Origin of the sequence: Pseudoalteromonas sp. S16_S37, from assembly GCF_014694405.1 — a bacterium.
GTDB lineage: Bacteria > Pseudomonadota > Gammaproteobacteria > Enterobacterales > Alteromonadaceae > Pseudoalteromonas.
The window spans coordinates 209,784-227,611 of sequence record NZ_JAAUWV010000002.1 but is presented as its reverse complement, the minus strand read 5'-3'; the positions used below and the strand labels follow the sequence as shown (position 1 = coordinate 227,611).

Genomic DNA, 17,828 nt, shown 5'->3' with positions numbered 1-17,828 from the left:
GACGTAGTGCCCAATGCAAGTTAAAACTTTTTGTTTCTTTTGTGTGCGTAAAGTATGGCAGGTGTTTGCGATAACACTTGTTACGCTTGCGGTGTTGGTGTCTGTTATCAAATACAGTTTACCTTACGCTAATGAGTACCGTGAAAGTATAGAAGATGTTATTCATCAGCAATTTGGTGTGAACTTAAGTTTAGGCTCAATTAGTGCTAGTTGGGAAAGTAGTGGGCCTGCGTTGGTGTTAGAAAATCTCACCTTTGTCGATAATGAAAGTGCCCCAATCGCGTTATCGATAAAAAAAACCAGTTTACAGCTGAACCTCCTCGAATCATTAAAAAACTGGCAGATAAGATCGAACTACTTTGTTATTGATGGATTTTCTGCGCAAGTTAATTTAGCACAGCTTGCGCAAGCTAACGATGAACAGAGCGCTGACTTTGAACAGCAATCACTGATTGAAAGTTTATTCCTAGGTGAAACTGGGCACTTTTCTATTCAATCTAGTCAGCTCAATTTGCGTACAAAAAATGGCTATATTCATACGTTATTGCTGAATGATTTGACTTGGCAAAATAGCCCACAAAGCCATAAAGGTGAAGGTGAAGTAGCCATCCCTGGGCTTCAACAAGGGCGTTTCTCTGCACGGTTAGCCTTAACTGGAAGTACACTTCGAGATCTGGCTGGGCAAGTCTATTTGCATGCGCAAAATGTAGATGTAGCAGAGTGGCTTACAGAGCGGCTATCAACTGAGCAAAAGCATGTTTCAACAGAACTAAATGGGGAACTGTGGCTTGCACTTGGCAATGGTAAAATTCAAGATGTCACAATCAACACCCTACCTAGTAAAGTACAATGGCAAGATGCACAACTGCCGCATCAATTAACTTTGCAGCAGGGTCAATTGCAACTCATCCCCACACAAGGGCAGTGGCAATTACGAAGCTCTGAATTGCTATTTAGTTTAGATGATAAAAACTACATTCCAGCAAAATTGCAGGGGGAATTTGCTGAACTAAACCGCTACGTTTGGTTTGAAGATGTCAGCGTTGGACTTATTAAAGAGCTGTCGCAATTGCTAAACATCAAAGGCATTGAAGCACTAGCCGATACCGATGTTACAGGACAGCTCCAAGGGCGTATCGCTTGGTCTGCAAGCTCCTCTTATCAAGTTTGGCTAAACATGGAAGATTTAGGATGGTCGGCATTTAGTGGTATCCCAAGTTTAACTGACGTGAGAGTTGAATTATCGTGGCAAAACGCCGGCGCTGCGGTGCATATCTTTAGTGAACAATCACAACTGGCATCGCCAGGAGCATTTAGAGCGCCACTCGATTATGAGCAACTCAATGCAGAGTTACAAATTTATCAACAAGATGATGTTTGGTATGTCAGCAGTGATTCTTTATGGTTCAATAACAAAGAGCTGACGATTGCCGCAGAAATGCACCTAGCATTGACGCCGCAGCCAACGTTAGACCTTTATGCTGAAGTGTTAGGTGGGAATGCGAAAACGGCAGGAGATTACTATCCGCGCTCAGTCATGTCTGAAAATTTAATTGAGTACCTTGATAGAGGTATCTTGGCGGGACAACACCGTAAGAGCCAAGTTTTGCTATCAGGCGCATTGGACGAATTTCCTTTTGAACAAGGTCAAGGCCAATTTGAAGTGCTATCTCATATTGACCAAGCCGAGTTTTTATTTGCGCCAGATTGGCCTGCAATCAAGAATGCGGATGTTACCTTGCACTTTGCAAATGAACGTATGGATATTTATGCCAACCAGGGCGAGCTTATCAACCAGCAGCTTAGCAGCCCTGTTATTGTCACCTTACCTAACCTTAATCAGGCGGATAACCTTTACGTTGCTATTAATCACGAAACAGATGCGCAAACATTGTTGCCCTTTTTTGATGCTACGCCACTAAAAGAGCCGCTTGTTAATGTATTACGAGTTGTTCAGGGCCGAGGGCAAGTAAAAGGACAAGTGAGCCTTGATATTGATCTGAACACTTTGGATGTTCATGCTTTCGGAAAAGTTGATTTAAATAACGCGAATGTATTTTTAACTCAGCTAGGAATGCTGTTATCCGATGTGCGCGGTATCTTACATTTTGATGATGACCGTATAGAGCTAAAGCAAAGCTCAGCAACATGGCTTGATATGCCGCTAAGTTTTAATGTGGTAGGAGATGGTGATAATCGCAACTACGAGGTTAATGTTGATGCGATATTAGCGGCACAAGCTGACAAGCTCATTCCTTATTCTCAAGGATTGTTGGATGGTTTTATTGAGGGAAGCAGTGAGCTGCAAAGCAAAATTAATTTAAAATTTAAGGAACAAGGGTTTAATTACAGCGCGCAATTTAATGCCAACTTGAATGGTGTTACTAGCTATTTCCCAAGCCCATATCAAAAAAGTAGTGATGAAGAGTGGGCGTTGAGAGCTTTAGTACAAGGTGATGATATTTCTAACCTCATTACTGCTAACTTAGCCGATAGACTGTTCTTTAATGGTATTTTAGATAACCAGACTGGTCAGCTAAGTCAGGCACAATTAAGTGTGGGGCAAGAAAATAAAGGGCTAGTTGGCAAAGGCTTCCATGTTTCAATTTCACAGCCAAGCATTGTGATTGATCCATGGTTAACGTTTATTGACCGATTAATTTCCCTGCCAAGCTCTGCAAAGCAGAATGACTCTTTATTGCCACCACTAGAAATGATAACGGCTCAGTTTGCTAAAGCGCAATTTACTGATATTCCTTTTACTGATCTAGAAATGCGACTATCGCCAAGTAGCGATGGTATGACTATGAAGCTAAATGCAAAAGAGCTCAGAGCAAATGTACTGCTTCCTCAAGAGGGGTCAAGCCGACCTATCAGAATAGATAGTGATTACTTACGAATTAACCTTATTGAGCAGTCTGAACCCGCTGAAAAACAGCCCGTTTCTGAACTGGATTGGTTAACACGTATTCCTGCAATCGAATTTAATTGTGGTGATTGTAAGTTAGGAAACTATCAACTCGACAAAGTGAGCGCTTCATTATTTGGAGATGGAAAACAACTTACCATCTCAGAATTGGTTGTAGACAAAAATGATCATGTACTGCGAGGTCAAGGTCGCTGGATTGATGGACGCAGCTACGTTGATGGGATCTTAAATAGTAAAGATATCGGTGAGTTATTTGATGAGTTTGATCTTACCTCGACGATTAAAGACTCTCGAGCGAATGTGGCGTATCAACTAAATTGGCAAGGCGCACCCTATGATTTTGATATTGAGACACTATCAGGTGAAATTAATTGGCAATTGGGAGAAGGCCACTTAACTGAGATAAGTGATCAGGGAGCTCGAGTTTTTTCATTACTCAGTTTAGACTCGCTAATAAGGAAGTTGAAACTAGACTTTAGAGACGTGTTTTCGAAAGGTTTCTTCTATAACCAGATGAAGGGGAGTGTTCAGATAGACAAAGGAATAGCGTATACAAAAGATACCAAGCTGGATGGTGTTCCAGCTGATTTGAGTATTCAAGGCTATGCAAATCTGAACACCCAAGAAATCAATTATGATTTAGCAGTAGCACCGCAAGTGACTTCAAGTATTCCTGTGATAGTGGCATGGATGGTTAACCCGGTTTCTGGATTGGCGGCATTGGCGTTGGACAAGGTAATACACTCAGCAAGGGTGATTTCAGAAATCAAATTCAAAGTAACCGGCACCATGAGTGAGCCTGTGGTACAAGAAATAGACCGTAAAAGCCGTGAAGTTGAAATACCACAAGCAGCACAAAATGAGCCACCCAAACCTCAATTAGGCCTTGAGCCGGTAAAGTCCTTACAACTAAATGACCAAGGAAGCACGCCAGTTGCGGGGTAACTGCGTTGTTTAATTGCGCATATTGGAGTCGCTATATGTCAATATCACATGTGATAGCAGTACAAATGTGTTCTACGATGAACCCTGAGAAAAACTATTTACAGTTAAAGCAGTGGTTAAGTGATTTTAATCTAGAAAAACCAGCACTGGTTTGCTTGCCAGAGACATGGCTGGCGTTTATGAAAACGGCAGAGCAATCTTTAAGTTTATCGAAACAATATGACTACTGGATAACTAAGTTGGGACAGTTATGCAGAGAGTTTAATATTTGGATTGCCGCGGGCACAATGCCAGTTTGTGGTGAGCAAAATAAGTATTACGCAGCGAGCTTTTTACTCAATGAAAAAGGTGATGTTGTCGCCAGATATAACAAAATTCACTTATTTGATGCCGATGTTGCTGATGGCAGTGGTGGATATCGTGAGTCAAAATCAACCATAGCAGGTACAGATGTAGTGGTGGTTGATAGTCCATTTGGCAAGATAGGCTTAAGCGTGTGCTATGATCTGCGTTTTGCTGGGCTATTTCAAGCTATGCGAGAGCAAGGAGCTGAGCTGTTTTTAGTACCAAGTGCGTTTACAACTGCAACAGGGCAAGCTCATTGGACGCCTTTACTGCAAGCTAGAGCAATCGAAAATCAGTGTTATGTCGTGGCGGCTGCACAATGTGGTGAGCACGAAAATGGCCGCAAAACACATGGACATAGCCTAATATTATCACCATGGGGTGATATTATGGCTGATGCGCAACAAACGTTAGGCTTCATCAGTGCACAGATAGACTTGGCGCAACTACATCAGCTTCGCACGGATATGCCAGTACAGATCCACAACAGATTTAAGAGTGAGTTTTATGAATAATGTCGAACAACGTTTACTAGCAGATAGTCAACTTGATAGAGAACTGTTAGAGCAAACATTAAGTTATATCCATCAACATAAAGTCGACTATGCGGATTTGTATTTTCAATCAAGCCATAATGAAACTTGGGTGTTAGAAGATGGCTCAGTGAAAGAGGGTAGCTATAACATTGAGCGTGGTGTTGGTGTTCGAGCTGTCGCAGGCGAAAAAACAGGCTTCTCTTATTCCGATGCAATTAATTTGGAGGCTTTAAACAAGGCTGCAATGGCGGCGAGAAGCATTGCGCAAGCAGGTGAAGAGAAAAAAGTTCAGGTATTTAGCGAAGCGGATGTTAAGCGTCAATTTGAACCTGCTCAGCCAATCCAAAGTATGACGGATGCAGATAAAGTCAGTTTGCTCAAGGAAGTGGAAAATGCAATCAGAGAGCTGGCACCAGATGCTCAGCAAGTTGTCAGTTCTATTTCTGCAGTCTATGAAGAAGTGCTCATCGCGGCCAGTGATGGCACATTTGCTACAGATATCCGCCCTTTGATCCGCTTAAACTGCTCTGTGCTATTAGAAAAAAATGGTCGTCGCGAACGCGGTAGTGCCGGTGGAGGTGCCCGTTTGGATTATGGTTATTTTAAAGAGCTGGTGGATGGTAAGCCCCGCTGGCTAGAATACGCCCAAGAAGCCGTCCGCCAAGCGCAAGTGAACCTAGAAGCTGTGGATGCGCCAGCGGGTACAATGCCTGTGGTATTAGGTGCTGGGTGGCCTGGCGTACTGTTACATGAAGCTGTTGGTCATGGTCTTGAGGGTGATTTTAACCGCAAAGGTGCATCGGCATTTAGCGGCAAGGTAGGTGAAAAGGTTGCTTCTAGTCTATGTACAGTTATTGATGATGGCACGATGGCAAATCGTCGCGGTTCACTGAATGTAGATGATGAGGGCACTCCTGCGAGCTTTAACGTGTTGATCGAAAATGGCATTTTAAAAGGCTATATGCAAGATAAGCTAAATGCCCGTTTGATGGGCGTGGCGCCAACAGGAAATGGGCGCAGAGAGTCTTACGCTCATTTACCGATGCCTAGAATGACGAATACCTATATGTTGCCTGGTCAAGATAGCAAAGCTGATATTATTGCCAGTGTGAAAAAAGGCATATACGCCCCAAATTTTGGTGGTGGACAAGTTGATATTACTTCAGGGAAGTTTGTATTTTCTGCATCCGAAGCGTATCTCATCGAAAATGGTAAGATCACTCAACCCATTAAAGGCGCAACCTTGATCGGAAATGGGCCTGACGTAATGAATAAAATCTCCATGGTAGGTAATGATTTAGAACTAGACCGAGGTGTTGGGGTATGTGGTAAGGACGGCCAAAGTGTACCGGTAGGTGTTGGCCAGCCCAGTCTTAAAATTGACGAAATTACGGTTGGAGGCACAGCCTAAATCTGCTTTTCTGCGCGTTTGTTCGGGCTTAAGGCTGCTTTAAGCCCGACTAAATTATTGCTTGCGCTTCTCCTTGATTAACTCTGGCGTATACTTGCTGTCGTAACTCCCGCTTTAATATTTAAAAAAGAGAACTAAGAATTTATTGGCTGAAAATTACTCGCAATTTGGTACTTTTGGATTACAGTTAATTTTGTACTTAACCCAACTTAAGAGTAATGGATATGTTTTTAACTAGGTTAATTTATGCTAGCACCATAGGTGATAACTTTTCACAGCACACGATAGAAGATATTCTCGAATCTGCTCGCCATAATAATCTTAGGCATAATATCACCGGAGTGCTGTGCTTTAACTGTAGTTATTTTTTACAATGTTTAGAGGGTGCAAGAACTGAGGTTAACGAGACATATAAACGCATTCTGAATGATGAGAGACACCAAAATGTCGTGATGCTTGATTATCGGGAGATAGACTCTAGAGAGTTTTCCGATTGGACAATGGGATACATCCCGAGCTCTACCATTTCCATACCAATTAACTTAAAGTTTTCAGAAGCCTCTGAATTTAATCCGTATGCGATGTCGGGGGCGAGTGCCTATATGATGTTACTAGAACTAAAACGCTCCGTACCAACGCTATAATAAATTTGCTGCAATAAATAAAAAACCAGCCTGATGCTGGTTTTTTATTTAGTAATACGTGCGACAAGATTAAGGCATAATCACTTCTTTCAAATATTGAAACAGCTCTTTGTAGCCCTTTGCTGGTTTTTCAGCTTTAAACTCTTTACTGGCTTGTCTCACCAGTTGGCGCATTTTTTGGCGCTCAAGCGTTGGGTATTGCTCAAGTAAGTCGTTTATTTTGCTGTCACCTTGCTCAATCAACTCGTTTCTGATCAGTTCTACTTTATTGAGTAGCACGTCAGCTTGGTTATTTTTGTTTAACATCACAGCGATCGCGGCTTCAATTTCAGCTACATTTTCCGTTAAACGTAATGTTTTGGTTATATAGTTGATATGACGTCTATAAGCTTCAGTTTTTTGGCGAATTTTGTCAGCGACAACCATAGCTTCAAGCAAATCACCCGTTAGAGGTAATTTATCCCGCTGCTTTTTAGGCATACTTGCTAAGTCTTGTGCTAATTGTTGATATTGCTGCGCATCGCGTTTAAGTTCGCTTTTAGATACGTAGATGATTTCTTCTTCAATATTTGGTTTATTTTGCTTAGCCATGATTTATTCAGGTTTTACCGATTTATACTTCAGTATACCAATTTTATGACATAAATGCTTTGTCATAATGGGGCGAACGTTTAGATGTGTGTTAGCATTAAATAAGCATATAAATTACAAGAGATGGGAACGATGGTGCAATCTCAACAACACCCAATTTATAAACACATAGATGAAGTAAAACAAGCAGTTTCAGAGGCCCTAAGCCATGCTAAAAAACTTGGTGCAACGGCGGCTGAAGCGGCTATGTCGAGTACATCAGGGTTATCTGTTAGTACCCGTATGGGAGAAGTTGACACGATTGAGTTTAACCAAGATGGCGGCTTAGGTGTTAGTGTTTATGTAGGTAATCACAAAGGCAATGCATCAACCGCAGACTTAAGTCCAGCTGCAATTAAAACAGTTGTTGAGAAAGCGATTGATATTGCTAAGTTTACTTCCGATGACCCTTGTAATGGCGTTGCAGATAAAGAGTTACTAGAATTCTTTCCCCCAGATTTAGACTTATTTCACCCTTGGGAGGTTACGCCTGAACAAGGGATTGCAATGTGTTTAGAGGCTGAAAAAGCCGCCTTAGGAGCAGATGAGCGCATTGTTAACTCTGATGGTGCGAGTTTTGCTAGCCACCAAGGTTTGCGAGTATATGGTAACAGCCATGGACTGATTGCAGGTTTCCCGAGAACACGTCATACACTCAGTACAGTTGTTATTGGCAAAGACGGCGAGCAAATGCAACGAGACTCTGCTTACACCATTTCCCGTGAGCAACAAGGCTTAAAGTCTGCTACTGAGGTGGGCTTAGAAGCGGCGCAGTCGACTTTGGCCAAGTTAAATAGTCAAAAACTGCCGACCATGAAAACCCCTGTTATATTTCGTGCAGATATCGCAAATAGCCTGTTTGGGCACCTTGTTTCTGCGATTGGTGGTGGCGCTTTGTATCGTAAATCGAGCTTTTTATTGGACCAACTAGGTAAGCAAGTATTTAACTCGTGTGTCAATATTACTGAGCGTCCTCATTTGCTAAAAGGCCTTGCTTCAAGCCCATTTGATAGTGAAGGTGTTAAAACGATAGACCGAGATATCATTCATGGTGGAGAGTTACAAACTTATCTATTAGCCAGCTATGCAGCCCGTCGATTAGGTATGACAGCGACAGGTCATGCCGGCGGTATTCATAATTGGCTGGTGCAGCAAACGCATGATGATCTATCTGCCTTACTGAAGGAAATGGGCACTGGTTTATTAGTTACAGAATTAATGGGTCAAGGAGTCAGTACTGTAACTGGTGACTATTCGCGAGGTGCGGGGGGATTTTGGGTTGAGAATGGGCAAATACAGTACCCAGTAAGCGAAATCACTATTGCTGGTAACTTAAAAGACATGTTTCTTGGTGTGCAAGCGATAGGCGGTGACATTGAATATCGTGGCAGTGTCCAAACTGGCTCAGTACTTATTGATTCTATGCAAGTTGCAGGTGCTTAGTATTTTGAAAAAGGAGCCTGAGGCTCCTTTTGCTTTAAACTAAGAACCAAGTTGCGGTGCCTAAAAATGCAAAAATCCCAACAATATCGGTAACAGTTGTGAGTACAACACTGCCAGCTAGGGCAGGGTCTATATTCATACGTTTTAGAATAATTGGAATACTAGCACCTGCGATACCTGCAGCGAGTAGATTCATAAACATTGCGAAAGCAATAACTGCACCAAGTACAAAATCCCATTGCCATAATGCCACTACGCCTGCGATCAAAATTGACCATAGAACACCGTTGAGTGCGCCGATAGCCAGTTCTTTACTGAGAATAAAACGTTGGTTTGTTTGGTTAATGTGACCCAGTGCAATACCACGAATAACTAAGGTTAATGTTTGGCTCCCTGCGACTCCCCCCATGCTTGGTACGATGCCATTTAGTACGGCTAAAAATGGCAAAATATCGAGGGTGTTTTCGAAAAAGCTGGCAACAAATGCAGCGAGTAAGGCGGTTAGTAAGTTTATACCTAACCAAATCGAGCGTCGTTTTGAGCTTTTGAATACAGGCGCGAAGGTATCTTCTTCATCATCTAGACCCGCCATGCTCATTAAGCTGTGCTCTGCATCTTCACGAATTACATCAACGATGTCATCGATAGTAATACGTCCTAATAGATGCGCATTATCATCAACAACCGCAGCTGAGATCCAGTTATAGCGTTCAAATAGTTGCGCAACTTCAGTCTCATCCATAGTGATAGGAATAGACTCTTTATCCGTATCCATTAATTCGCTTACTAACTTATCCGGAGAGTTAGTTAGCAAGCTATTTAAAGACAGCGCACCAATAAAGCAATTGTCTTTATCAACCACATATAAGTCATCGGTGCCTTCAGGTAATGTTCCTCGTAAACGCAAATAGCGTAAAACAACGTCCAAAGACACATCCGGTCGGATGGTTACCGTATCGGTATTCATCAAAGCGCCAGCAGAGCGCTCTTGATATGACAAAGCGAGCGTCGCACGTTCCCTGTCTTGGGAGTCCATTGCCCCGACAACATCTTGATAAACAGTTTCAGGTAAGCTTCTTAAAACTTCACCTAAATCGTCGTCATCCATATCTTCGGTTGCGGCAGCGATCAGTTCAGGTTCCATTTGAACAATAATGCTCAAACGCACATCTTCAGACAGCTCTTCGAGTACATCACCTTGGATGTCAGGATCGACAAGCTGCCACAATTGACGACGAACTTTATGAGGCGAAGACTCTAAAAGCAGGGCTGTATCACAGGGAGCCGTTTCAGCCAAAATACGCCTAACTTGAACAAACTGCCCACTATTTAAAGCCTGCGTTACTTGTTGCAGTTGTTGCAGTGTATAGTCTTGTTCAAGGGCTTCAGGCATAGGCTTCCTTCAATACATTGATGTTTTAATTTTAGTGCCTAAGAAGAAAAGCTGAAGAGCCAGCTAAGATATGGTTGGAAAGTTAGGCACGCTTCACGACTAAGAGTTTAACTTAAATACGGACAGCTTACCAAGGTATAGGGGAATTTTAATTGCTTTACCACAGAGCTAACTTATTCTTGTTCATAAAACTTTTGTGCGATAAGTTCGCCTATTGCTTGCAATGCACCTTGTGCATCGGGACCATCACAGACCACTTTAACTTCTTTACCTTGGCTACTTTCAAGTAAGAGCAAGGCGAGCACACTGTTGCCATCAGCGGATTTGTCGTCTTGGTATAGTGTTATTTGGGCATCAAATTTAATAGCAAGTTGTGCCAATACGGAAGCGGCTCTGGCATGTAGACCACATTTATTTTGAATTAAAAAAGTATCTTCACAACGCATAGGTTATTTGTCTTGCTCTCTGTGGCGAATTTTTATGTTTGGATGCGTGCGAGCAAAGCTCTCACCGATAGTTTGCGCTAAATAAACTGAACGATGCTGGCCACCAGTACAGCCTATTGCGATGGTTAGATAGCTGCGATTATTACGCTCAAGATGTGGCAGCCAAGTTTGTACAAATGTTTGAATCTGCCAAGTAAATTTTTGCACAATACTATGACTTGCCAAATAATCTTTAACTGGCTGATCTAACCCTGTCAAAGGCTTAAGTTCAGGCTCCCAATGTGGGTTTGGTAAAAAGCGTGCATCAAACACGTAATCGGCTTCTTTAGGAATACCATGTTTAAACCCAAAAGACTGAAATGTAACAATTAGCTGCTTGTCTTTTTTACCCAAGATACGCTCACGTATTGTCTCGGCTAATTGGTGTACGCTTAAATCTGTGGTGTCAATCAATACATCTGCACGAGTGGTTAGCACATCAAGCAGCTGCTTTTCTTCTCGTATTGCTAAGTCTAAAGGAAGATCATGCATTGATAGCGGGTGCAAGCGGCGGGTCTCAGAAAAGCGCCTGATAAGCGTGTTATCGTCACTGTCTAAATAGAACAGCATTGGATTAGCAAAGCCAGGAAGATATTCGAGAATATCATTAAAATCTTGCTGTTCTTTGGGCAGGTTACGTACATCGATACTGACCGCAATTTTATCGAAGTTGTCAGATACACTGCGCACTAAAGATGGCAACAAGTTTACTGGGATATTATCTACACAATAATAACCTAAGTCTTCTAATACGCGCAGCGCTACTGATTTACCCGAACCAGAGCGGCCGCTAATGATGATTAATTCCATTATGCTTCTCTTGGTAACCTAATCTGCAGAAGCAATAATGGCATAAAGTTCCTCATCATTACCAGCGTTCCGTAACTGTTTACAAAATTCTTTGTTATTTAATTTCTCCGCAATGGCAGCTAACGTCTTTAAATGTTGCTCGTTATCACCTTCAGGAACGATTAAAGCGAGAAAGATATCTACAGGTCGGTTATCGATAGCATCAAACGGGACACCCTGTTGGTTGACCAATAACATGGCCGTCACTTGGCTAATGCCTTCAAGGCGACCATGAGGAATTGCGATACCTTTACCGATGCCTGTGCTTCCTAGCTTTTCTCTAGTCATTAAAGCATTAAGAATATCATGTGGGTTCAAATCGGGTAGCTGCTCGTGTGCAAGCTCGCTAATGTACTCTAGTACGCGTTTTTTGCTATTAAAAAGGACCGCAGCTTTGGTGCAGTCCTTACTTATTATAGAGCTTAATTTCATGATTAGTGTCGAGTAAGCTTCTCTTTATGTTTAATTACTTGGCGATCTAGTTTATCAATTAAGCTGTCGATCGCGGCGTACATGTCTTGATGTTCGGTTGAAGCGAACAGCTCTGCACCATTAACATGCAAGGTAGCTTCAGCTTTTTGTACAAGCTTCTCAACATCTAGGATCACATGCACGTTATTAATGTGGTCAAAGTGCCTTTCTAGCTTCGCAAACTTGTTGTTGACATAGTCTCTTAATGAATCTGTGATTTCTACGTGACGACCAGTTAAATTTAGTTGCATAAGCATTTTCCTTCTTTGGTAATCGCCTAAATCAGGCTTTTTCGCTGATTAGACGGTGGAATGGCTAACGACTCCCGATATTTGGCTATGGTGCGTCGGGCCACCTTTATTCCTTGCTCCGCTAATATGTCTGCTATTTTACTATCGCTTAACGGTTTTGCGGTATTTTCTGCAGCAATTAGCTTTTTGATAAGCGCTCGGATAGCTGTAGATGAGCACTCACCTCCGTTTTCAGTACTAACATGGCTTGAGAAGAAATATTTCAACTCGAAGATGCCTCTGGGTGTGTGCATATATTTTTGTGTGGTTACGCGAGATATAGTCGACTCGTGCATTTCAACCATCTCGGCCACATCGTTTAACACCATAGGTCGCATTGCTTCTGGGCCATGTTCAAAGAATGCCTGTTGTTGTTGCACAATGCAATTAGTAACTTTCATTAATGTTTCATTTCTACTTTCTAAGCTTTTAATGAACCATTTGGCTTCTTGTAAATGTGAACGAATAAACTGACTATCGGTGCTAGATTTGACCGAGCGAGACATGGCAGCATAATGATCATTCACACGAATTTTGGGCATGCAGTCAGGGTTTAACTCAACAACCCACCGGCCTTTAACCTTTTTCACTGAAACATCAGGAATAACGTACTCAGACTCTTCTCTGATGATGCTTGCTGCTGGCTTAGGATTCAAAGAGTGAATTAGTGTCATTACTTCTTTGAGATCGGCTTCCTTGAGTTTCGTTTTTTTCATCAAAGTGCGGTAATCACGACTTGCTAGCAAATCAATGTGCTCATTGAGGATCATCTTTGTTTCATTCAACCAGGGAGTTGTTTTTGGATCAAATTGATTCAGCTGAATGCATAAGCACTCTTGCAATGAGCGAGCACCGATACCAACAGGGTCAAACAGTTGGATCCGTTTAAGTACGGCCTCTACTTCATCTAGTTCGATGAGTTCACCACTGTTGCCATCGTTTAAGCTTTCTAAAATGTCTTCGGTGCTAAGCGTTAGCGTACCATTATCATCAATAGCCTCAACGATTGCCACTGCGATACCACGATCTGTAGGGCTAAAAGGAGTGAGCTCGAGCTGCCACATTAAATACTCGTGTAATGTTTCAGTTGTCTCACCTTGATAGATGGTTTCGTCCTCAGGCATGGGACCGCTGCTAGAGGCGGGGGCTGCACTCATGTATTCGTCCCATGTTACATCCATAGCTAGTTCGTCACTGAGTGTCTCTTTACTTAGTGCAGCATCAGAGTCAATTTCATAGTCGCTAACGGGCTCAACATCCTGATTATCAGAATGTGTGTCGTCATGACTATTATCTTTACCATTTTTTTCGTGTTCGCCGTTTGATGCACCTAGGTCTGAATCTGAATCAGACTCATCTACTTCAAGAAGCGGGTTACTATCCAGCGCTTCTTGTATCTCTTGTTGTAAATCCAGCGTACTCAACTGCAACAAACGAATAGCCTGCTGTAGCTGTGGTGTCATGGTAAGTTGCTGCCCCATGCGCAGCTGTAACGATTGCCTCATGTACCTTTAACAATCCTTCTTGTTCTCTATTATTATTGTGACTAAGCGTATATTAACTATAGCTTGAATTGCTCACCAAGGTAGACATCTCTGACCGTTTGATCCGCTAAAACATGTTCAGGGGTACCGGATGCAATCAGTTCACCGTGTGACACAATGTAAGCTTTTTCACATACATCAAGGGTTTCTCGAACATTATGATCGGTAATAAGTACGCCTATGCCTCTATTTTTAAGATGTTCAATTATTTTCTTTATATCTAACACTGAAATAGGATCAACACCAGCAAAAGGCTCATCTAAAAGAATAAACTTGGGATTTGCGGCTAAAGCGCGAGCAATTTCTACTCGACGACGCTCGCCACCCGACAGTGCCATACCCAAACTATCTCTGATGTGTTGAATATTAAATTCATCCAGCAGCTCATTTAAAATTTGCTCGCGAGCTTCTTTATTGAGCGAGTTACGAGTTTCTAAAATGGCCATTAGGTTTTGATAGACAGTCAGTTTTCTAAAAATAGATGACTCTTGTGGCAGATAACCAATGCCTAAACGGGCACGGTTATGCATTGGTAACAAAGTGATATCATGGTCATTAATACAGACTTTGCCATGATCACTGGGTACTAATCCAACAATCATATAGAAACTTGTCGTTTTACCTGCTCCATTTGGCCCGAGCAAACCGACTATACTACCCGCTTCAACGGTGAGACTGACATTTTTAACAACCTGTCGGCCCTTATAGCTTTTTGCCAAAGCAGTTGCAGTTAATACACTCATAGTTAGTTACCTTGCCCTACTGACTTGGTTTTTTTCTCAGGTACGAGAATGGTATGTACTCTTGCACTGTCTTGTTCGCCGCGTTCGGCACTGATCAGTTGTTTATCCATATCGTAAGTGATTGACTGAGCTTTGATAATTTGCCCTGCTTGGTTGATAGTCGCATTGCCTTTTATTATTAAGGTGCGATTAGCAACATCATAGCGAATTTCCGAGGCACTGGCGGTTAATATACTGCCATCAGGTTGCGTTTCTGAAAAGCGAGCGGGTGTGCCCGTAGCTACCAATAACTGCTTATTGTCACCTAGCTCCTCGCGGCGATGGACTTCCAATCTGTCTGCGTTAATTTTACGGCTACCGTGAATTATCTCTACATTTTGCTCAAAAATACCTATGTTAGTTTTAAGCTGAGCCTGTTGTTTGCCCGCTTTTATAGAAACTTCATTGGCAATGCTGCTCTGTTGAGCGAAGCTAGGTTGGCACAACATCGCTCCAACAAGTATGGCAGTAATAATAAGTTTATTGGTCATAATAAATGGTTCGTGTATGGTTAATAAGTTCAATGATATCAGTGTTTAAATCAGCATATAGGCCTTTGCCAGTGATTTTTAAACTTGGGCCGGTAATCTCAACCGGGCGCTCTGATTGCATCAGTCTTTCGTCTATTTCAACACGGATGTTGTCCGCTTTTATCAAAGTTATCATCGCACCTGTGGTTAGATTTCTAGCTTCGACATTGCCTTCTAACATTAAGGTATTGTTCTCATATAAAGTGGCTTCTTTAGAAGATATAAGCCAATTCTGTGGACCGTTGTAAAGCGTAAATACCGGCATTGTAAAATGACTAAATCCAAGCTCTTGATAGAGCTCCATTTTATCAGCGGTCACAGTATAACTGCGAATACCAGCTTCATTGTATGATGTTTGCTCTAACTGTGTTGCGATATAATCTGGCTTAGCAATAACATCGCTTTGATTTCGTGTTTTAGGCGTTGTTTGTGTCAAAAAGGGATACCAAAGCCAAGTCATTGCAGCGACGAATATGATAAACAGGGCGACGCGATGACTACTCATAATTCTACTCTTTGCATTAGGTTGGTGCTTAATTCAAATGGCGCAGCACAGCTTTGTTCATCACTTGATAAAGTAGAAGTCATCAAATGAATCGACAATGAATTACAGGAACTTTCAAATTCAGCCGTTAGCACGGTAGCCATTTATAGCACTCCTGCTCTTAACAAATCTTGGGTATTTAGCGCACCGATAGGGCGTTTATTCTCATCTATGACAACTAAGCCGTTGATTCGTTTAGTTTCCATAATGTTTAGCGCCTCGGCAGCCAACATTTCTTCATGCGCAGTTGTACAGTTGACGGTCATGGCTTTGTGAATGGGGGTTGTGTGCAGGTCAACTCGTTGTTCAATGATGCGGCGTAAGTCGCCATCGGTGAAGATACCTACTAGTTGTCCTTGTTCATCAACGATGGTCGTCATGCCAAGACCTTTTGCGGACATTTCAAACAGAGCATCTTTGATGGTACTTAAATGAGACACAATCGGTACTTGTTGTTCTTTGTGCATAATTTCACTGAGCGTTAAAAGTAAACGCTTGCCAAGTGCACCACCTGGGTGAGATAACGCAAAATCATCAGCAGTGAAGCCTCTGGCTTCGAGTAATGCCACGGCTAGTGCATCGCCCATCACAAGTGTTGCAGTAGTACTTGCTGTTGGCGCTAAACCTAGCGGGCAGGCTTCTTGAGACACTGCAACGCATAAGTGCACATCTGATAGCTTTGCCATTGAAGACTGAGGATTACCTGTCATGGCAATCGTTTTAGCACCGATACGTTTAATAACAGGAATGATATTTAGAACTTCGCTGGTCTCACCTGAGTTGGAAATAAGTACGACCACGTCATCTTTGGTGATCATGCCCAAATCGCCGTGACTCGCTTCCCCTGGGTGAACGAAAAAGGCAGGGGTGCCTGTGCTTGCAAAAGTGGCAGCAATTTTATTGCCAATATGACCAGATTTGCCCATACCTACAACGATTGTGCGACCTTGGCAGTCATAGATAGTTTGGCATGCTTTAGCAAAGTGTTTATCTATATGTTGACCTATTTCGTCAATGGCCTGTCGCTCTATGGCAATAACTCGTTGCGCGGTATCAGTAAACTGCTTTGATAACATGAGTGATGTTCCTAGATAATGTAATACATATAGGCAATAAACGCAGCCACCAAAACGCCACCTTCGAGGCGATTAATACGACGGGTTCCAGTAAAGCTTAAGCTCATGAAAACCAAAGTGAGTGTTGCCCCCAGCATGATAAAGATATCTCGCCCAGCAATATTAGCATCTATATTTGAGGGGTTAATGATCCCTGTAATAGATAAAACAGCCAATATATTGAATATATTAGAGCCAATTATATTGCCAAGCGCAAGGTCGTCTTCTTGTTTCAGAACGCCTGCGATACAGGCTGCTAATTCTGGCAAACTGGTACCCACTGCAATAATCGTTAATCCAATTAGTAAATCACTCATGCCAAAATATTTAGCGATGTCTACCGCAGCATCTACTAAATACCCAGAACTAATGGGCAGTAATACCATGCCTACTACTAGCCAAAATAGCGCTTTACGTGTTGGGACATCATTTGGTACTTCATCACATGCTTCACTAATGAGTGGGTCACCCTCAGCCCCCCCCTTTTTGGTTATTACCATCAATAAGAGTAGGAAAATGACAAAGCCTGCTAGCAAAGCTGCGCCTTCCAAGAAGCTAAAGTGGCTATCACTCACTATGAACCAAGCGGCTAGAGAAACGAGGATTAATAGCGGCATTTCTCGCTTTAAAATGCCAGAGCTTACGGACAGAGGTCTTAACAGTGCAGTAACGCCAAGAACTAACAGAATATTTGCAATATTGGAACCAATCGCATTACCTACGGCTGTATCTGTTTTGTCTGCTAGTGCGGCTTGGGCAGCAACCATCATCTCTGGTGCCGATGACCCCATGGCAACTATGGTCAAACCCACAACTAGAGTCGGTACGCCAAAGTTACGCGCTAGCGCTGCGGCTCCAAAAACGAAGCGATCAGCACTCCATACTAATGCGGCGAATCCCAAAATAAGGATGACAAAAGATAAAAGCATAAAAAAGCGAGGC

General features: G+C 42.4%; 18 protein-coding genes. 5 read left to right on the top strand and 13 right to left on the bottom strand.

The features are described from left to right. The first annotated feature begins 13 nt into the window (after window positions 1-13). The 4 genes from HC733_RS02025 (at window position 14) to HC733_RS02010 (ending at window position 6,810) form a co-directional block, all read left to right on the top strand. Window positions 14-3,874: a YhdP family protein gene (locus HC733_RS02025; protein WP_190363385.1), complete on the top strand. Its 3,861-nt coding sequence runs from the start codon at window positions 14-16 to the stop codon at window positions 3,872-3,874. Between the two features lie 35 nt (window positions 3,875-3,909). Next, entirely contained in the window at window positions 3,910-4,734 is an 825-nt protein-coding gene (locus HC733_RS02020; protein WP_190363384.1) for a carbon-nitrogen hydrolase family protein, read from the top strand. After that, window positions 4,727-6,166 (top strand): metalloprotease TldD, encoded by a 1,440-nt coding sequence (gene tldD / locus HC733_RS02015; RefSeq protein WP_190363383.1) that lies wholly within the window; start codon window positions 4,727-4,729, stop codon window positions 6,164-6,166. The genes HC733_RS02020 and tldD overlap by 8 nt, the downstream gene beginning before the upstream one ends. A 224-nt stretch (window positions 6,167-6,390) precedes the next feature. Beyond that, window positions 6,391-6,810 (top strand): BLUF domain-containing protein, encoded by a 420-nt coding sequence (locus HC733_RS02010; protein WP_190363382.1) that lies wholly within the window; start codon window positions 6,391-6,393, stop codon window positions 6,808-6,810. Between the two features lie 69 nt (window positions 6,811-6,879). On the opposite strand, the gene yjgA is transcribed toward HC733_RS02010, so the two are convergent. Then, the gene (yjgA, locus tag HC733_RS02005; protein WP_190363407.1) at window positions 6,880-7,404 is read right to left on the bottom strand and encodes a ribosome biogenesis factor YjgA; all 525 of its coding nucleotides are present in this window, start codon (window positions 7,402-7,404) and stop codon (window positions 6,880-6,882) included. Between the two features lie 129 nt (window positions 7,405-7,533). Between yjgA and pmbA the strand changes: the two genes are divergently transcribed. Continuing rightward, window positions 7,534-8,883 (top strand): metalloprotease PmbA, encoded by a 1,350-nt coding sequence (gene pmbA, locus HC733_RS02000; RefSeq protein WP_190363381.1) that lies wholly within the window; start codon window positions 7,534-7,536, stop codon window positions 8,881-8,883. 34 nt (window positions 8,884-8,917) lie between these two features. On the opposite strand, the gene mgtE is transcribed toward pmbA, so the two are convergent. The 12 genes from mgtE to HC733_RS01940 form a co-directional block, all read right to left on the bottom strand. Then, window positions 8,918-10,276 (bottom strand): magnesium transporter, encoded by a 1,359-nt coding sequence (gene mgtE / locus HC733_RS01995; protein WP_190363380.1) that lies wholly within the window; start codon window positions 10,274-10,276, stop codon window positions 8,918-8,920. A gap of 173 nt (window positions 10,277-10,449) precedes the next feature. Further along, window positions 10,450-10,722, bottom strand: a complete 273-nt coding sequence (locus HC733_RS01990; protein ID WP_190363379.1) for an HPr family phosphocarrier protein — start codon at window positions 10,720-10,722, stop codon at window positions 10,450-10,452. A 3-nt stretch (window positions 10,723-10,725) separates the two neighbouring features. After that, window positions 10,726-11,571: an RNase adapter RapZ gene (gene rapZ / locus HC733_RS01985; RefSeq protein ID WP_190363378.1), complete on the bottom strand. Its 846-nt coding sequence runs from the start codon at window positions 11,569-11,571 to the stop codon at window positions 10,726-10,728. Between the two features lie 18 nt (window positions 11,572-11,589). After that, window positions 11,590-12,042, bottom strand: coding sequence for a PTS IIA-like nitrogen regulatory protein PtsN (gene ptsN / locus HC733_RS01980; RefSeq protein WP_190363377.1), 453 nt, complete (start codon window positions 12,040-12,042; stop codon window positions 11,590-11,592). 2 nt (window positions 12,043-12,044) lie between these two features. Beyond that, window positions 12,045-12,332, bottom strand: coding sequence for a ribosome hibernation promoting factor (gene hpf, locus HC733_RS01975; protein ID WP_190363376.1), 288 nt, complete (start codon window positions 12,330-12,332; stop codon window positions 12,045-12,047). Window positions 12,333-12,358: 26 nt separating this feature from the next. Further along, window positions 12,359-13,876, bottom strand: coding sequence for an RNA polymerase factor sigma-54 (locus HC733_RS01970; protein ID WP_190363375.1), 1,518 nt, complete (start codon window positions 13,874-13,876; stop codon window positions 12,359-12,361). A 56-nt stretch (window positions 13,877-13,932) separates the two neighbouring features. Next, a complete protein-coding gene (gene lptB / locus HC733_RS01965; protein WP_190363374.1) occupies window positions 13,933-14,658 on the bottom strand; it encodes an LPS export ABC transporter ATP-binding protein in 726 nt (241 codons plus the stop codon). A gap of 2 nt (window positions 14,659-14,660) precedes the next feature. Continuing rightward, the gene (gene lptA, locus HC733_RS01960; RefSeq protein ID WP_190363373.1) at window positions 14,661-15,188 is read right to left on the bottom strand and encodes a lipopolysaccharide transport periplasmic protein LptA; all 528 of its coding nucleotides are present in this window, start codon (window positions 15,186-15,188) and stop codon (window positions 14,661-14,663) included. Further along, a complete protein-coding gene (lptC, locus tag HC733_RS01955; RefSeq protein ID WP_190363372.1) occupies window positions 15,178-15,732 on the bottom strand; it encodes an LPS export ABC transporter periplasmic protein LptC in 555 nt (184 codons plus the stop codon). The genes lptA and lptC overlap by 11 nt, the downstream gene beginning before the upstream one ends. Next, window positions 15,729-15,875 carry a hypothetical protein gene (locus tag HC733_RS01950; RefSeq protein ID WP_190363371.1) on the bottom strand — a complete coding sequence of 49 codons (147 nt, stop codon included), beginning with the start codon at window positions 15,873-15,875 and terminating at the stop codon, window positions 15,729-15,731. Before HC733_RS01950 ends, lptC begins: the two co-directional genes overlap by 4 nt. Further along, window positions 15,876-16,847, bottom strand: a complete 972-nt coding sequence (locus HC733_RS01945; protein ID WP_190363370.1) for a KpsF/GutQ family sugar-phosphate isomerase — start codon at window positions 16,845-16,847, stop codon at window positions 15,876-15,878. 11 nt (window positions 16,848-16,858) lie between these two features. After that, the gene (locus HC733_RS01940; protein WP_190363369.1) at window positions 16,859-17,815 is read right to left on the bottom strand and encodes a calcium/sodium antiporter; all 957 of its coding nucleotides are present in this window, start codon (window positions 17,813-17,815) and stop codon (window positions 16,859-16,861) included. Window positions 17,816-17,828: the final 13 nt, after the last annotated feature.

Bases quoted from the DNA above. Each gene is read 5' to 3' on its own strand.
- HC733_RS02025 (WP_190363385.1), top strand. From the start codon at position 14: ATGCAAGTTAAAACTTTTTGTTTCTTTTGTGTGCGTAAAGTATGGCAG.
- HC733_RS02020 (WP_190363384.1), top strand. From the start codon at position 3,910: ATGTCAATATCACATGTGATAGCAGTACAAATGTGTTCTACGATGAAC.
- tldD (WP_190363383.1), top strand. From the start codon at position 4,727: ATGAATAATGTCGAACAACGTTTACTAGCAGATAGTCAACTTGATAGA.
- HC733_RS02010 (WP_190363382.1), top strand. From the start codon at position 6,391: ATGTTTTTAACTAGGTTAATTTATGCTAGCACCATAGGTGATAACTTT.
- pmbA (WP_190363381.1), top strand. From the start codon at position 7,534: ATGGTGCAATCTCAACAACACCCAATTTATAAACACATAGATGAAGTA.
- mgtE (WP_190363380.1), bottom strand. From the start codon at position 10,276: ATGCCTGAAGCCCTTGAACAAGACTATACACTGCAACAACTGCAACAA.
- HC733_RS01990 (WP_190363379.1), bottom strand. From the start codon at position 10,722: ATGCGTTGTGAAGATACTTTTTTAATTCAAAATAAATGTGGTCTACAT.
- rapZ (WP_190363378.1), bottom strand. From the start codon at position 11,571: ATGGAATTAATCATCATTAGCGGCCGCTCTGGTTCGGGTAAATCAGTA.
- ptsN (WP_190363377.1), bottom strand. From the start codon at position 12,042: ATGAAATTAAGCTCTATAATAAGTAAGGACTGCACCAAAGCTGCGGTC.
- hpf (WP_190363376.1), bottom strand. From the start codon at position 12,332: ATGCAACTAAATTTAACTGGTCGTCACGTAGAAATCACAGATTCATTA.
- HC733_RS01970 (WP_190363375.1), bottom strand. From the start codon at position 13,876: ATGAGGCAATCGTTACAGCTGCGCATGGGGCAGCAACTTACCATGACA.
- lptB (WP_190363374.1), bottom strand. From the start codon at position 14,658: ATGAGTGTATTAACTGCAACTGCTTTGGCAAAAAGCTATAAGGGCCGA.
- lptA (WP_190363373.1), bottom strand. From the start codon at position 15,188: ATGACCAATAAACTTATTATTACTGCCATACTTGTTGGAGCGATGTTG.
- lptC (WP_190363372.1), bottom strand. From the start codon at position 15,732: ATGAGTAGTCATCGCGTCGCCCTGTTTATCATATTCGTCGCTGCAATG.
- HC733_RS01950 (WP_190363371.1), bottom strand. From the start codon at position 15,875: ATGGCTACCGTGCTAACGGCTGAATTTGAAAGTTCCTGTAATTCATTG.
- HC733_RS01945 (WP_190363370.1), bottom strand. From the start codon at position 16,847: ATGTTATCAAAGCAGTTTACTGATACCGCGCAACGAGTTATTGCCATA.
- HC733_RS01940 (WP_190363369.1), bottom strand. From the start codon at position 17,815: ATGCTTTTATCTTTTGTCATCCTTATTTTGGGATTCGCCGCATTAGTA.